The sequence below is a fragment of the Desulfovirgula thermocuniculi DSM 16036 genome (genome assembly GCF_000429345.1).
Classification (GTDB): domain Bacteria; phylum Bacillota; class Desulfotomaculia; order Desulfotomaculales; family Desulfovirgulaceae; genus Desulfovirgula; species Desulfovirgula thermocuniculi.
Window position 1 is genome coordinate 71,009 of record NZ_AUBR01000004.1, and the last position, 12,809, is coordinate 83,817.

Consider the following 12,809-nt stretch of genomic DNA (forward strand, 5'->3'; position numbering starts at 1 on the left):
TTTTTTTATTTCGGGCAGGGAGGTATTTTAATGTTTATTCCTACGGGAAAACTCCTCGAGCAGTTGCAGGAGCTGGTGGAAGAGGCGCGGCAGCTGGTGGTGAGCGGTGAGGGGGGCGGCGGCGCGGTGCGCCTGACGGTCGACGGGCTGCTGCAGGTGCGGGAGGTTTTTTTGGGCGAGCGGGCGGCACTGCTTTTGGCGCGGGGAGAGCTGGCCGGCGCCGTGCGCGAGGCCTTTAACGGGGCGACCGGGGAAGTGCGGCGGCACCTGAGGGAAAAGGTGGCCCAAAAAACGGGACTTTCCCTCCCCCACCTGCCGGGCCTCTTTTAGGAGGGAGGAGACGACCTTGGAAGAAAAGGCTTTCCCCCAGGGCCTGGAGGCCGTGCTCTTCCGCCTTTTGGAAAAGGGCCGCGAAAGCGATCCCCTGGTGCTGCTCTGCCTGGTCAACCTCATGGGCATGATCAACCTGATGGCCAGGCGCGCCGGGCGGGAGGAAGGGCCAAGTACCCCGCCGGATGCGCCGAACAAGGCGGGCGGGGTTCCTTAAAGGAACCCCGCCGCTTATAAAAGCTTTACCTCTTTCTCCTGGGCCGGTGCTTCCTGGGCCGGCTGCCCCCCGCCGAGCGGCGGGGGCGTGCTGTTGAGGAGCTGCGTTACGCCGGCCTGCAAGGCGTGCAGGCCCTCGCGCCACCTTTTGAGCGCGTCCTGGATGGCTTCCAGCAGCAGGAGCAGCTGGGCCAGCCTCGCCTCCACTTCCGGCCTCGTGGAGAGCACGAAGAGCAGGGGTACGGCTGCCGGGTGAAACCCGGTGACCTCCCGGTCTTCCGGCGGCACCACAGATCCCTCCTTTGGGCTTAGAGGTTTTTGGCAGCGGCATAAAAGGTTTCCAGGCCGCTCCTGAAAACCTGCACCGAGTGCTGCGTGGCCTGGATGAAGGCGGCCAGCTGGGTAAGGTGCTGTTCCGCCTCCGGCTTGGTGGAGAGCACCAGCAGGATGAGGATTAAAAAAAGGGTGAAGGGGTTGTTGGGCGAGAGCCCCCCGTTGCCCATCCTCTCTTCCCTCCCATGCAGGATTTTCCTAGAGTTATACTACGTGCCTGGGGGGCCGTTAGGTGACAGCAACACGGGGTGCGCGGCGTGAATAAACTGGTATGGGGGGCGCGGGGCCGGGAGGGCCGGTCGGGGAGCGGGAACTTTTTAGAAAGGAGGGGGTCCGGCGCAGTGAGCCAGGAAGAAAGGTTTAAGGGCGGCCAGCTGGAAAAGCTGCTCTTTTCCCTGCTGGATTACCAGTCCCAAAACGGCGTTGACCAGCTGGACACCATGCTCATGCTGGGGCTTTTAAACCTCCTGGGCATCGTGAGCCTCATGAACAGGCAGGCGGGCGGGACGGCTGCCCTTCCCCAGGGCGCCGCTGCCGCCCACCCCATGATGCACGCCCTCATGCAGGTGCTCGGCGGCCCGCCGCCCGCGGCGCAGGGCGAAAAGCCGCCTTCCCCCGACCCCGGCCTGCTCTTGAACATGCTCGGCAACCTCGTCGCCCAGGGCCCGCGGCGCCAGCCGGCGCCGCCCGGCGCGGGCGAGAAAAGGGCCGCGGCGGGAAACGTGCTCAAGTGGGGAGAGCAGCTGGAAAAGGAAAAGCGGGCCTAGGGCCCGCGCGGCCGGCTCTCTGCAGGCCGGCCGCACATATTTTCTGCCGCCGGGGGAGAGATTAAACAAAGCGGGCGGAACACGCCGGCTAAAAATTTTTGAGCACCCGCCGATTGAGGGCCGGCGCCGCCCATATTAAGCCCGGCAAGGGAGCTTTGCCGTACCGCGGGAGTCTTTCGCCCGCGGGGCGGGGTGGAAAAAGAGCGGGAGGTGCCGGCCTTGAGCGCCAAGCTGCTGGCCCTTTTAATTGCCGCCCTGTCCGGGGTGACCATGGCCGTGCAGGGCACCATCAACGCCGCCTTAAGCAAGATCGTCGGGCTCCTGGAGGCCACCTTTATCGTGCACCTGGTGGGTCTCTTGCTGGTGGCCGTGCTCCTTTTCGGCCTGGGGATGGGCGGCGGGCAGGCGGTGAACCTTTCCCAGGTCCCCTGGTACTACTACCTCGGCGGGGTGCTGGGGGTGCTGATCATTTACGCGGTGATGCGCAGCATCCCTAGGGTGGGGGTGGCCCCCGCCACCACGGCCATTATTGTGGGCCAGGTCCTTACCGCCAGCCTCATCGACCACCTGGGGCTCTTCGGCATGGAGAAGCTCCCCTTTACCTGGTACCGCCTCCTGGGCGCGCTGCTCATGGCCGGGGGAGCCTGGCTGCTGCTAAAGAAGTAGGTTCAGGGCCGCCACCAGTAGGAAGCCGCCACCGCAGCCGGCGGCGGCAAGAGGCAGCGAGAGGGCCATGCAGGCCGGCAGGAGCTTTTGCGTGACCACGTAGGCCATGGCCCCGGCGGCCAGGGCCAGGAGGAGGGGCAGGTAGCCCGGCAGGGCCTGCAGCATGAAGATGCCCAGCCAGCAGCCCAGCGGGGTGACCAGGCTGACCAGACCGTTTAAGGCCAGCACCCTGCGGGGGGAAAGGCCGCCGGCAAAGAGCGGCGCGGCGGTGGCCATGCCCTCGGGGATGTTGTGCAGGGCAATGGCCAGGACCAGGAGGGGGCCCGTGCTTCCCGGCCGGGCAAAGCCGGCGGCAATGGCCAGGCCTTCCGGCAGGTCGTGCAGGGCGATGCCCGCGGCAATGAGGTAGCCCATCTTGAGGTAAAGAAGGCCCGGGGGGGCTGCCGCCACCTCCCCGTTTAAGAATAGGTCGAGGGCGTGCATGAGGAGGAGGCCGGCGGCAAGTCCCGTAAGGGTGCGGCCCGGGCCCCCGTGGAGGAAGGCTTCCGGCAGCAGGTCGAGGGCCACCACGGCCAGCATCACGCCCGCCGCCAGGCCGAGGAGCAGGGAGAAAAGCCGCCGCCCCGGGCGGCCCCAGGCCAGCACCGCCGCCGCCCCCAGGCAGGTGGAAAATCCTGCCAGAAAGGCCAGGAACAAAATTCCCGCCAAAACCTTCACCTGCCAGTTAGCCGACTGCTAAATTATATTAGATGGCCCCGGAAGTTAGCACGTCCATTAATAAGGCCGGTCCCCGCCGGGACCGGCCTTATCGCCGGGGCATTGTAGCGCGGGGCGGCGGTAACCCCCACCGCCCCCAGGCAGGCGAAGAAAATTTAGACTTTCGGCAGCAGGATCACCTGCCCGGGGTAGAGCGCGTCGGGATCGGGCAGGCCGTTTAGCTCGATGAGGGCGTCTAAGGGGACCTGGAAGCGGCGGGCAATCTGCCAGAGGGTGTCGCCGGGCTGCACCACGTAACTCGTGCCCGCCCCGGCGGCCTTTTCCCCGCCGCCCACAATACGCACCGGCGTGCCGATGGCCACCTGGGGGAAGAGTTCCTCGATGTGGTGGTTGAACATGCGGATGCAACCGTTGGAGACGGCCCTGCCGATGGAAGAGGGGTCGCTGGTGCCGTGAATGCCGTAGTTGCCCCCGGGTATGTCCAGCCCCATCCAGCGCGTGCCAAGCATCCCCCCGGGGTTGACGATTTTGTTCACAATGCGGTAGTTGCCCGTGGGCGTGGGCGTGGAGGGCTTGCCCACGGCCACGGGGTAGGTCTTGACCAGGGAGTCGCCCTGGAAGTGGTGCAGGCGGCGCAGGTCTGTCTCCACCAGCAGGTGGGTGCCGGCCGGTTTCACGGTCTGTCGCCTCCCTCGCGGATTTTCTCCCGGATCATGATATGAGGGGGCGACGGATTTTGCCCGCCCCGTGATATAATGAAAGGGCGGGTTACGGCAGGGAGGTGAAGCTTGTGGAAGCGGCAAAGGTTCCGGAAAATAGCGAATCAAAAAATCACTTAACCAACGCCCAGCTAAAGCAAATGGCCATAGCCTGGCTGGCGCGGCGCGGGGTGGCCGTGGAGGATCTGGCCGCCCTGGTTTACAGCGTGCAGCACAAGTACATCCCCCGGCTGACCCTGGAGGACTGCCGGGAGAGCGTGGAGCAGGTGCTGGAAAAGCGCGAGGTGCAGAACGCCGTGTTTACCGGCCTCTCGTTAGACGAGCTGGCCGAAAAGGGGATGCTGAGCGAGCCCCTTTCCTCCATGGTGCGTAGCGACGACGGGCTTTACGGCATCGACGAGGTGCTGGCCTTAAGCATTGTCAACATATACGGTTCCATCGGTTTTACCAACTTCGGCTACCTGGATAAAATGAAACCGGGGATCATCGGGCGGGTCAACGAGAAGAAGGGCGAGAAGGTAAACACCTTCTTAGACGACCTCCTGGCGGCCATCGTGGCCGCGGCGGCGGCGCGCCTGGCGCACCGGGAAAGGGACGGCTGCCTGCTCCTGGACGAGAACCGCCCTTTCTGCCCCCTGGATTAGGTTTTGGCCCGCTTATCCAGGGCGTACACCCAGGCAATGACCTCGGCCACGGCCCGGTAAAGCTCCGGGGGAACCTCCCGCCCGGCGCCCAGGGCGGCCAGCGCTTCGGCCAGCTCACCGTGGCGGTACACCGGCACCCCGCTTTGCCGGGCCAGCTCCTCGATGAGCGCGGCCAGGCGCCCCCTCCCCGCGGCCACAATGCGGGGAGCCCTGTCTTCTGCGGGGTCGTAAGCCAGGGCGGCGGCGGCCTTGGGCCGGGAGGGCTCTTTCGCGCGCCCGTGCAAGGCAAAGACCCCCTCTCTACATGGTAGAAGATCACACCCGCGCGTCCAGGGGGCGGTAGGGGGGAGGCGCGGCTCCGGCCAGCAGATCTTCGAGGCCGCCGCTCTTTTGCGTGGCAACCTCCAGGTGGAGGCGGCCGAAGCCCAGGGCGAGCAGCCTTTCCTTCAGCTCATCGCCGCCCTCCTCAAAGAGAGGGAGGAGCCCCTCACTTCCGGCAAGAACCTTCAGGCTTAAAGCGCCGCCCCACGCCGCCAGGTAGACCCAGGTTTCCCCCAGGTTGGGCGTGCGCAGGCGCAGGGCCAGCGCCGCGGGCCCCCTGCCGGTGTCGCTGCCGCGCCGCTCCTCGAGCAGGTAAAGCTCCCCCTCCTGGAAGGCAAGGAGCTGTACCGTCCGGAAGGCGGGCGCCTCCGCGCCGCAGGCGCCGACGGGCGGCGCGCCGGGAACGGCGGGGTTTCCCGAAGGGGCATCCGGAGGCGGCAGTCGCTTTAGGTAAAGGGTCCCGCGGGCAATTTTATGCACCAGGGCCGGGAAGGCGGCAGGGGAAGAAGGTAATTCCCCCCTTGCCCAGAAGACCTGCCCCTCCACGCGCACCAGGGCGGCGCCTTCCCGTACCTCAAGCACCTCCACTTCCACCACCTGCCCCGGGGAAAAGAGATCTCGCAAAAGGGAGCCCGCGGCGGCAGGGGTGACGTTAATGACCTGCACGGCACCTTCCCCCCGCGGCAAAAGCTCTGCCACCCTTCTTTCGCCGCCGGCGGGACAAAATCCTCTTCAAGGCGGGGGATGGGCATTGCTTTTCGCGCGCGCCTGCGCCAAGATCAACCTCACCCTGGACGTTTTGGGGCTCTTGCCCGGAGGCTACCACCGCATTGCCTCGGTAATGCAGAGCGTGAGCCTGTGCGATCACCTGCTCTTTGAGCCCGCGCCGGAGGGCCTGGAGCTCATCTGCGACCACCCTCACCTGCCCTGCGGGCCGGAAAACCTGGTCTGGCGCGCGGCGGAGCTCCTGGCGCGCCGCCTGCGCCGCCGCGGGGGCGCCAGGATTTACCTCTTCAAGCGCATCCCCCTGGCCGCGGGGCTGGGCGGCGGCTCTGCCGACGCGGCGGCGGCGCTGGTGGCCTTAAACCGCCTGTGGGGCCTGGGCCTGGGCCGTCGGGAGCTGGCAGAGCTGGCCGGGGAGCTGGGCGCGGACGTGCCCTTTTTCCTGCAGGGCGGCACTGTGCTGGCGGAGGGGAAGGGGGAGGTCCTTACCCCGCTGCCGCCCCTCCCACCCCTGGGGGTGGTCCTGGTGACCCCGCCGGTGGCTGTTTCCACGGCCGGCATTTACCGGGAATTCGACCGCCTGCAGCCAGAGCTCCCTCCCTTCACGCCCGCACTGGTGGAGGCCGTAAGGCGCGGTGAGGAGGAGATGCTGCCGGCCCTCCTGGGCAATGCCCTGGAGCCGGTGACCGCCTCCATCTGCCGCGAAATCCCCCTCATAAAGAAGAAGCTCGAGGATGCCGGGGCCCTGGGGGCGGCCATGAGCGGCAGCGGCCCCACGGTATTCGGCCTCTTCCCCGGCTTAAAAGAGGCCAGCCGGGCGGCACAAAGGCTCCCCGCCGGCCTGGGCCGGGTGGCGGTGGCCCGCTTTTGCCGCCGGGCCGTAACGTGGCGGCGGCTGGGTTCCCGGCCTTGAGCCCCCGGCTTTTGCCTGCCGGATGCCTGGCCGGACCGGGCAGGGCGGCAGGAAGCCTTTTGCGCGCGGCATTGCGGGGTGCGGCTTGGAGAAGGTAAAATTAAAGGTGTGACGAGCGGTTTAAAGGAGCTGACTTCCGTGGAAGAGCCCAGGCTGTTTCCCATCAAGCTGGACAACTACAAGCCCCTGCGGGAGCTGGTCTTTGAAACCCTGCGGGAGGCCATCATCCAGGGGCGGCTGCGGCCCGGGGAGCGGCTGATGGAGGTGCAGCTGGCCGAGGAGATGGGCGTCAGCCGCACGCCCGTGCGGGAGGCCATCCGCAAGCTGGAGCTGGAGGGCTTTGTGGTCATGGTGCCCCGCAAGGGGGCCTACGTGGCAGGCATTTCCATCAAGGACATTGCCGACGTCTTTGAGGTGCGCGCCACCCTGGAGGCCCTGGCCGCCGGCCTGGCCGCCGAGCGCATCACCGAGGAGGAGCTGGAGGAGCTGGAGCGGCTGCTGGTGGAGGCCCAGGAGGCCAGCAACCGCGACATCCAGACGCTGGTGGACGTGGATGCCAGGTTTCACGAGCTCATCTACAGGGCCAGCCGCAACCAGAAGCTGATCCAGATCATCACCAATCTGGCCGACCAGATCCAGCGCTTCCGGCTGACCTCGCTTTCGCGCCCGGGCCGCTACAAGCACGCCATGGAGGAGCACAAGAAGATCGTCGAGGCCATCAGCGAGCGCAACGTGGAGCTGGCCCAGGCCCTGGCGCGAGAGCACATCGAAAACGCTGAGCAAATCTTCCTCAACTCCTTGCGGGAGGACAAGAGGTAAGATGGTCGACGCGGTGGTGCTGGCCGGCAGTCCCAACAGCGGCCCCTTGAAAGAGTGCAGCCCGGTGCCCTATGAGGCCCTTATCCCAATCGGTCCAAAGGCCATGGTGCAGTACGTGGTGGAGGCCCTGCTTGCGGCGCGGGGGGTGGGCCGCGTGGTGGTGGTGGGCCCGCGCGAGCTGGAAGGCTGCCTTGCGGGGTTTCCGGTGGAGCTGGTCCCCCCGGGTAAGGACCTGCTGGAGAACGTGCTGCGGGCCCTGGAGCGGCTGCCGGGCGCGGGCAGGGTGCTGGTGGCCAGCTCCGACATCCCCCTGCTCACGCCCCGGGCCGTGGAGGATTTCCTGGAGCAGTGCCGGGGCCGGGAGGCCGACCTCTACTACCCCGTGGTGCCCAGGGAGGCGGTGGAGAGGAGCTTTCCCGGCCCCTCGCGGCGCACCTACGTGCGCTTGAGGGACGGCGTCTTTACCGGCGGCAACCTCTTCCTGGTCAACCCGGAGGTGGTGCCCCGCTGCCTCGGCTTTGGCCAGCGCTTCATTGCCGCCCGCAAGAGCCCCTGGAAGCTCTGCCGCCTGCTCGGGGCGGTATTTTTGCTCCGCTACCTTTTGCGCCGCCTGAGCATCGAGGAAGCCCGGGACCGCGTCTCGCGCCTCATGGGCATCCGCGGCGAGGTGGTCATCAGCCGTTACGCGGAAGTGGGCGTGGACGTGGATAAGCCGGCGGACCTGGAAATGGTGGCGGCGGTTTTGCGGGGGTAGGAGAGATGGCCCTTGAGCTGACCCTGCCCATGATCCGGGAGGCCCGGGAGCGCCTGCGCGGGGTGGCCCACGTCACGCCCCTGGACTATTCGGCCACCTTCTCGCAGCTCACGGGGTGCAGGGTTTTCTTTAAGCTGGAGAACCTGCAGAAGACGGGCTCCTTTAAGATCCGCGGGGCCTACAACAAGATCATGTCCCTGGCCCCGGCGGAGCGGGCGCGGGGGGTGGTCTGCGCCTCGGCGGGCAACCACGCCCAGGGCGTGGCCTATGCCGCCGCCCGGGCCGGTATTGCCGCCACGGTGGTCATGCCGGAAGGGGCGCCCATCTCCAAGGTGGCGGCCACCCGCGGCTACGGCGCACACGTCGTCCTGGAGGGGGCCGGTTACGACGAGGCCTATGCCCGCGCCTGCCGCATCCAGGAGGAGACCGGCGCCGTCATGGTGCACGCCTTTGACGACCCCCTGGTGGCGGCGGGCCAGGGCACCATTGCCCTGGAGCTCCTGGAAGCCTGCCCCGACTTAGACGCGGTGGTGGTGCCCGTAGGGGGCGGGGGCCTCATTGCCGGGGTGGCCGTGGCCGTGAAAAGTCTTTGCCCGCAGGTGAAGGTGCTGGGGGTGCAGTCGTCCGGGGCGCCGGCGGTGTACCTTTCCCTGCGGGGCACCGGCAAGCCCGCGGAAAGCACCCCTTTCGCCACCATTGCCGACGGTATCGCCGTGCGCCGGCCCGGCTCCTTTACCATGGAGGTCATCCGGCGCTACGTGGACGACGTGGTGCTGGTGGAGGAGGAGGAAATTGCCCAGGCCATCCTGCTGCTGCTCGAGCGCTCCAAGATCGTGGTGGAGGGGGCGGGGGCGGTGACCCTGGCCGCCCTGCTGCAGCACCGCCTTTCCCTGGCCCAAAAAAAGGTGGCCCTCCTCTTGAGCGGCGGCAACATCGACGTCAACGTGCTCTCCATCATCATCGAGCGGGGCCTGGTGAAGTCCGGGCGCATTTTGCGCCTGCGCACGGTGATTTCCGACCGCCCGGGCAGCCTGCAGCGGCTTTTGGCGGTGGTGGCGGCCGCGCGGGCCAACGTCATGGCCGTCAACCACGACCGCATCAAGCCCCGCGTGCCCTTGAAGCAGGCCGAGGTGGAACTCCTGTTGGAGACGGGCGATGCCGCCCACGTGGAGGCGGTGATGGCCGCCCTGGAGCGGGAGGGCTACGCCGCGGAAAAGGTTTTCTAAAATTTTCAGCAAAATAGCAGGAATTTTTACCATTCATAGCGAAAACAGGTTTAATCTGCCGGGATTAAGGCGATAAATGATCAGGGAAAGGTGGTGAGGGAAAGTGGTGGTGACGGACGTACGGGTGCGCAAGATCCTCCCCGAGGGGAAAATGAAGGCCATCGTATCGGTGACGCTGGACAACATGTTCGTCATCCACGACATCAAGGTAATTGAAGGCAGCAAGGGACTCTTTGTGGCCATGCCCAGCCGCCGGACCCCGGACGGCGAGTTCCGGGACATCGCGCATCCCATTAACGCCTCCGCCAGGGCCATCATTGAGAGCGCGGTGCTGGAAGCCTACAAGCAGGCCATTTAAGTCCGGCCAAATTAAAGAATAGTTTTAAAACTCGCCCCGGAAAAGGAAATCCCCGCGCTTTGTTGAATAAATGTTAAGGCGCTAATTTTGACAGGGCTGCCGCAGGCAGCCCTTTGATGCGAAGGACGGGGATAAGGGTGCTGGCGGCGGTAATCCTGGCGGCGGGCCAGGGCAGGCGCATGAAGTCGGACATCCCCAAGGTGCTCCACCCCGTTTGCGGCCGGCCCATGATCCACTACGTCCTGGAGGCCGTGGAGGGGACGGGGCCCTCCTTGATCGTGGTGGTGGTGGGCTTCGGGGGGGAAATGGTGGCCCGGGCCGTGGAGGGCCGGGCGCAGGTTGTTTACCAGGAAGAGCAGCTGGGCACGGCCCACGCCCTCCTGCAGGCGGCCCCCCTGCTGGCGGGGTTTGACGGCCATATCCTGGTAACCTGCGGGGATACCCCGCTACTGGCGTCCGGGACCCTCAGGCGGCTGGTGGAGGCCCACCTGGCCGGCGGGGCCAGCGCCACCCTGCTGACGGCCTACCTGGAGGACCCCACCGGCTACGGGCGCGTGGTGCGGGACGAGGCCGGGCGCGTGCGCAAGGTCGTCGAGCAAAAGGACGCCTCCCCGGCAGAGCTGGCCATAAAGGAAGTCAACACCGGGGTTTACTGCTTTGCCGCCGCCGGCCTCTTTGAAACCCTGGCGGCCCTGGGGCGGGAGAACGCACAGGGCGAGTATTACCTGACGGACGTGGTGGAGAATTACGTCTCCCGCGGCCTGGCCGTGTACGCCGTGGTGGCGGAGGACCCCCGGGAGGTGGAGGGGGTCAACGACCGGGTGCAGCTGGCCCGCGCGGAGGGCCTCTTGCGCCGGCGCATCCTGGAGGAGCTGATGCTCTCCGGGGTGACCGTCCTCGACCCGGCCACCACATTTGTGGACCGGGAGGCGCGCGTGGGCCGGGATACGGTGATTTATCCCTTTACCTTTATCGAGGGACGCACGGTGATCGGCGCAAGGTGCACCATCGGGCCCGGCGCGCGCCTGGTCAACGCCCGCGTGGGAGACGGCGTGGTCATCCAGCAGGCGGTGGTGGAGGACAGCGAGCTCGGCGACGGCTGCACCGTCGGCCCCTATGCCTACGTGCGCCCGGGCTGCGTGCTGGCCCCGGGAGTAAAGGTGGGCAGCTTTGTGGAGCTCAAGAAGGCGGTGGTGGGCAGGGGGAGCAAGATCCCCCACCTGAGCTACGTGGGAGACGCCAGCGTGGGGGAAGGGGTGAACATCGGCGCCGGCACCATCACCTGCAATTTCGACGGGGAGCGCAAGTGGCCCACGGAAATCGGCGACGGCGCCTTTATCGGCAGCAATACGAACCTGGTGGCGCCGGTAAAGATAGGGGCGGGCGCCTACATAGGCGCCGGCTCCACCATTACCAGGGACGTCCCGCCGGGAGCGCTGGGCGTTGCCCGGGGGCGCCAGAAAAACATCGCCAACTGGCAGGCCAGAAAGAAGAAAAAGCCGGATACTGGCGGTGAGGGTTAAAGCAACGAGCAGTTTTGCCTGCAAAAAGCTTTTCGTTGGTCGGCAAGCTCGCCGTGGCAAAATTGCTCGTTGTTTGCACCTGCCGGCCCGGCGGGGTGAAAAGGGTGGTGGGGGTTAAGCAATGTCGTCCCGCAAAGAGCTAAAAATTTTTACCGGCAATGCCAACCCCGGGCTGGCCGAGGAAATTGCCCAGTACCTCGGCGTTAACCTGGGCGCGGCCAGAGTGACCCGCTTTTCCGACGGGGAGATCCAGGTAAGGATCAACGAGAGCGTGCGGGGGGCGGACGTCTTCATCATCCAGCCCACCTGCCCCCCGGTAAACGAGAACCTCATGGAACTCCTGGTGATGGTGGATGCGGTACGGCGGGCCTCCGCCAGGCGGATCACCGCCGTCATCCCCTACTACGGCTATGCTCGCCAGGACAGGAAAACCCGCGCGCGGGACCCCATTACGGCCAAGCTGGTGGCCAACCTCATTACGGCTAGCGGCGCCCGGCGGGTGATTACCATGGACCTCCATGCCGGCCAGATCCAGGGTTTCTTTGACATCCCCGTGGACCACCTGCCCGGGGTGCCCATACTGGCCCAGTATTACATTCAAAAGAAAATGCGGGACGTGGTGGTCATCTCCCCAGACCTGGGGGGAGTGACCAGGGCGAGGGACCTGGCCGAGCGCATCGGCGCCCCCATCGCCATCATCGACAAGCGGCGCCCCGAGCCCAATGTGGCCGAAGTGATGAACATTGTGGGGGAAATTGAAGGCAAGAAGGTCATCGTTATTGACGACATCATCGATACCGCCGGCACCATTGCCAAGGGCGCTGAGGCGCTGAAAAAGTGGGGAGCGGAGGAAATCTACGTCTGCTGCACCCACCCCGTGCTAAGCGGCCCCGCGGTGCAGCGCCTCCAGGAGGCGCCCATCAAGGAGGTGCTGGTGACCAACACCATCCCCATCCCGCCGGAGAAGATGATCGACAAGATCAAGGTGCTTTCCGTGGCCCCCCTTTTGGGGGAGGCCATCATCCGCATTCACGAGGACCTCTCCGTGAGCAAGCTTTTTGACTGAGGGCGGGGCTTTGGCGCGGGCTAGCGGGTCAGGTGGTCCTCCGGGCACTGCGCCTCCCCGTTGGGCCCGGGGGGAGGGGCGGTACCCTCACTTTTAGCGCCGCGGAACCGCTCCCAGGTGTGGGAGAGCGCCTCGCCCAGGGCGCGGGTTTTGCGGCGGGTGGCGGCCCAGGCCTGGCTTAAGGAGGTAGCCAGGCCGCCCTCGATTTTTATCAGGTGGGCTAGGGCCTCGTTCTTGACCACAATTACTTCCCTGCCCATGGTGCGCACAAAAATGCTGTCCAGGAAGGCCCGCCCGGAGACGACGCCGGAGAGAAGCCCCCCGGAAAATTCCAGGCCCACGATCTCCCCGCCCTCCAGGTCCACGTAATATTCGTCCACCTGGCCCAGGAGGGTGCCGCTTTCGGTAACCAGGCGGGCCCCGGTGACGTTTACGCGCTCCCTGACCAGCCTGACCACATCGGGCAGCGCGGTCGATCTTTCCACCTTGCTGCTCTGGTCCACGGTAATGGCGTTTTCGCCCACGCTGTGCACCCGGGAGAAGGGCAGGAACCTCTGCTCCTTAAAGAGCAGGCGCTTTTGTTCCACCACGAGGGCGGCCACGGCTTTTCTTTCCGGATCCACCACCAGGCCCCGCACCACGCCGATTTGCTTGCCTTCCTGCAGGCTGATGACCAGCATTCCGTGGAACTGCTTGCTCTTGCGCATGACCTAT

The 12,809-nt window shown here is 66.1% G+C and carries 19 protein-coding genes; 12 read left to right on the forward strand and 7 right to left on the reverse strand.

Annotation, left to right across the window (positions count from 1 at the left end):
* Positions 1-30: 30 nt before the first annotated feature.
* Complete coding sequence (locus G454_RS17210; protein WP_035106401.1) at positions 31-330, forward strand: YbaB/EbfC family nucleoid-associated protein; 300 nt, start codon at positions 31-33, stop codon at positions 328-330.
* Between the two features lie 16 nt (positions 331-346).
* Positions 347-547, forward strand: a complete 201-nt coding sequence (locus tag G454_RS0101460) for a hypothetical protein (RefSeq protein ID WP_027717154.1) — start codon at positions 347-349, stop codon at positions 545-547.
* A 14-nt stretch (positions 548-561) separates the two neighbouring features.
* On the opposite strand, the gene G454_RS0101465 is transcribed toward G454_RS0101460, so the two are convergent.
* Together G454_RS0101465 and G454_RS0101470 are read right to left on the reverse strand one after the other, a co-directional pair.
* Positions 562-834, reverse strand: a complete 273-nt coding sequence (locus G454_RS0101465) for a hypothetical protein (protein ID WP_027717155.1) — start codon at positions 832-834, stop codon at positions 562-564.
* A 20-nt stretch (positions 835-854) separates the two neighbouring features.
* Positions 855-1,049 (reverse strand): hypothetical protein, encoded by a 195-nt coding sequence (locus tag G454_RS0101470; protein ID WP_027717156.1) that lies wholly within the window; start codon positions 1,047-1,049, stop codon positions 855-857.
* Positions 1,050-1,220: 171 nt separating this feature from the next.
* On the opposite strand from G454_RS0101470, the gene G454_RS0101475 reads away from it, so the two are divergent.
* Together G454_RS0101475 and G454_RS0101480 are read left to right on the forward strand one after the other, a co-directional pair.
* Positions 1,221-1,646 carry a hypothetical protein gene (locus tag G454_RS0101475; RefSeq protein WP_027717157.1) on the forward strand — a complete coding sequence of 142 codons (426 nt, stop codon included), beginning with the start codon at positions 1,221-1,223 and terminating at the stop codon, positions 1,644-1,646.
* Between the two features lie 210 nt (positions 1,647-1,856).
* On the forward strand, positions 1,857-2,312 hold the full coding sequence (locus G454_RS0101480) for a DMT family transporter (protein WP_245574274.1): 456 nt from the start codon (positions 1,857-1,859) through the stop codon (positions 2,310-2,312).
* Here the strand turns inward: G454_RS0101480 and G454_RS0101485 are convergent.
* Together G454_RS0101485 and G454_RS0101490 are read right to left on the reverse strand one after the other, a co-directional pair.
* Complete coding sequence (locus tag G454_RS0101485) at positions 2,301-3,020, reverse strand: ZIP family metal transporter (RefSeq protein WP_027717159.1); 720 nt, start codon at positions 3,018-3,020, stop codon at positions 2,301-2,303. The two genes, G454_RS0101480 and G454_RS0101485, sit on opposite strands and share 12 nt — an antisense overlap.
* A gap of 164 nt (positions 3,021-3,184) precedes the next feature.
* Positions 3,185-3,706, reverse strand: coding sequence for a L,D-transpeptidase family protein (locus tag G454_RS0101490; protein ID WP_027717160.1), 522 nt, complete (start codon positions 3,704-3,706; stop codon positions 3,185-3,187).
* A gap of 182 nt (positions 3,707-3,888) precedes the next feature.
* On the opposite strand from G454_RS0101490, the gene G454_RS0101495 reads away from it, so the two are divergent.
* Positions 3,889-4,392, forward strand: a complete 504-nt coding sequence (locus tag G454_RS0101495; protein WP_027717161.1) for a phosphatidylglycerophosphatase A — start codon at positions 3,889-3,891, stop codon at positions 4,390-4,392.
* Here G454_RS0101495 and G454_RS0101500 read toward each other — a convergent pair.
* Together G454_RS0101500 and G454_RS0101505 are read right to left on the reverse strand one after the other, a co-directional pair.
* Positions 4,389-4,676 carry an EscU/YscU/HrcU family type III secretion system export apparatus switch protein gene (locus tag G454_RS0101500; protein WP_027717162.1) on the reverse strand — a complete coding sequence of 96 codons (288 nt, stop codon included), beginning with the start codon at positions 4,674-4,676 and terminating at the stop codon, positions 4,389-4,391. The genes G454_RS0101495 and G454_RS0101500 overlap by 4 nt on opposite strands.
* Before the next feature lie 31 nt (positions 4,677-4,707).
* On the reverse strand, positions 4,708-5,400 hold the full coding sequence (locus tag G454_RS0101505; protein ID WP_156896608.1) for a flagellar hook-length control protein FliK: 693 nt from the start codon (positions 5,398-5,400) through the stop codon (positions 4,708-4,710).
* Between the two features lie 64 nt (positions 5,401-5,464).
* Between G454_RS0101505 and ispE the strand changes: the two genes are divergently transcribed.
* The 7 genes from ispE (at position 5,465) to G454_RS0101540 (ending at position 12,095) form a co-directional block, all read left to right on the forward strand.
* Entirely contained in the window at positions 5,465-6,349 is an 885-nt protein-coding gene (gene ispE, locus G454_RS17215; protein ID WP_035106403.1) for a 4-(cytidine 5'-diphospho)-2-C-methyl-D-erythritol kinase, read from the forward strand.
* 108 nt (positions 6,350-6,457) lie between these two features.
* Positions 6,458-7,168 carry a GntR family transcriptional regulator gene (locus tag G454_RS0101515; protein ID WP_425387421.1) on the forward strand — a complete coding sequence of 237 codons (711 nt, stop codon included), beginning with the start codon at positions 6,458-6,460 and terminating at the stop codon, positions 7,166-7,168.
* A 1-nt stretch (position 7,169) separates the two neighbouring features.
* Positions 7,170-7,922 (forward strand): nucleotidyltransferase family protein, encoded by a 753-nt coding sequence (locus G454_RS0101520; protein WP_027717165.1) that lies wholly within the window; start codon positions 7,170-7,172, stop codon positions 7,920-7,922.
* Between the two features lie 5 nt (positions 7,923-7,927).
* A complete protein-coding gene (gene ilvA / locus G454_RS0101525; RefSeq protein WP_027717166.1) occupies positions 7,928-9,148 on the forward strand; it encodes a threonine ammonia-lyase in 1,221 nt (406 codons plus the stop codon).
* Positions 9,149-9,251: 103 nt separating this feature from the next.
* Complete coding sequence (spoVG, locus tag G454_RS0101530; protein WP_027717167.1) at positions 9,252-9,506, forward strand: septation regulator SpoVG; 255 nt, start codon at positions 9,252-9,254, stop codon at positions 9,504-9,506.
* A gap of 116 nt (positions 9,507-9,622) precedes the next feature.
* Complete coding sequence (gene glmU, locus G454_RS0101535; RefSeq protein WP_035106444.1) at positions 9,623-11,029, forward strand: bifunctional UDP-N-acetylglucosamine diphosphorylase/glucosamine-1-phosphate N-acetyltransferase GlmU; 1,407 nt, start codon at positions 9,623-9,625, stop codon at positions 11,027-11,029.
* A gap of 121 nt (positions 11,030-11,150) precedes the next feature.
* A complete protein-coding gene (locus G454_RS0101540; RefSeq protein ID WP_027717169.1) occupies positions 11,151-12,095 on the forward strand; it encodes a ribose-phosphate diphosphokinase in 945 nt (314 codons plus the stop codon).
* 20 nt (positions 12,096-12,115) lie between these two features.
* On the opposite strand, the gene G454_RS0101545 is transcribed toward G454_RS0101540, so the two are convergent.
* Complete coding sequence (locus G454_RS0101545; protein ID WP_027717170.1) at positions 12,116-12,802, reverse strand: PRC-barrel domain-containing protein; 687 nt, start codon at positions 12,800-12,802, stop codon at positions 12,116-12,118.
* Positions 12,803-12,809 lie beyond the last annotated feature (7 nt).

What these genes read in the sequence shown, in the direction of transcription:
- G454_RS17210 (WP_035106401.1), top strand. Translation starts at nt 31, where the DNA reads ATGTTTATTCCTACGGGAAAACTCCTCGAGCAGTTGCAGGAGCTGGTG.
- G454_RS0101470 (WP_027717156.1), bottom strand. Translation starts at nt 1,049, where the DNA reads ATGGGCAACGGGGGGCTCTCGCCCAACAACCCCTTCACCCTTTTTTTA.
- G454_RS0101495 (WP_027717161.1), top strand. Translation starts at nt 3,889, where the DNA reads ATGGCCATAGCCTGGCTGGCGCGGCGCGGGGTGGCCGTGGAGGATCTG.
- G454_RS0101520 (WP_027717165.1), top strand. Translation starts at nt 7,170, where the DNA reads ATGGTCGACGCGGTGGTGCTGGCCGGCAGTCCCAACAGCGGCCCCTTG.
- ilvA (WP_027717166.1), top strand. Translation starts at nt 7,928, where the DNA reads ATGGCCCTTGAGCTGACCCTGCCCATGATCCGGGAGGCCCGGGAGCGC.
- glmU (WP_035106444.1), top strand. Translation starts at nt 9,623, where the DNA reads ATGCGAAGGACGGGGATAAGGGTGCTGGCGGCGGTAATCCTGGCGGCG.
- G454_RS0101540 (WP_027717169.1), top strand. Translation starts at nt 11,151, where the DNA reads ATGTCGTCCCGCAAAGAGCTAAAAATTTTTACCGGCAATGCCAACCCC.
- G454_RS0101545 (WP_027717170.1), bottom strand. Translation starts at nt 12,802, where the DNA reads ATGCGCAAGAGCAAGCAGTTCCACGGAATGCTGGTCATCAGCCTGCAG.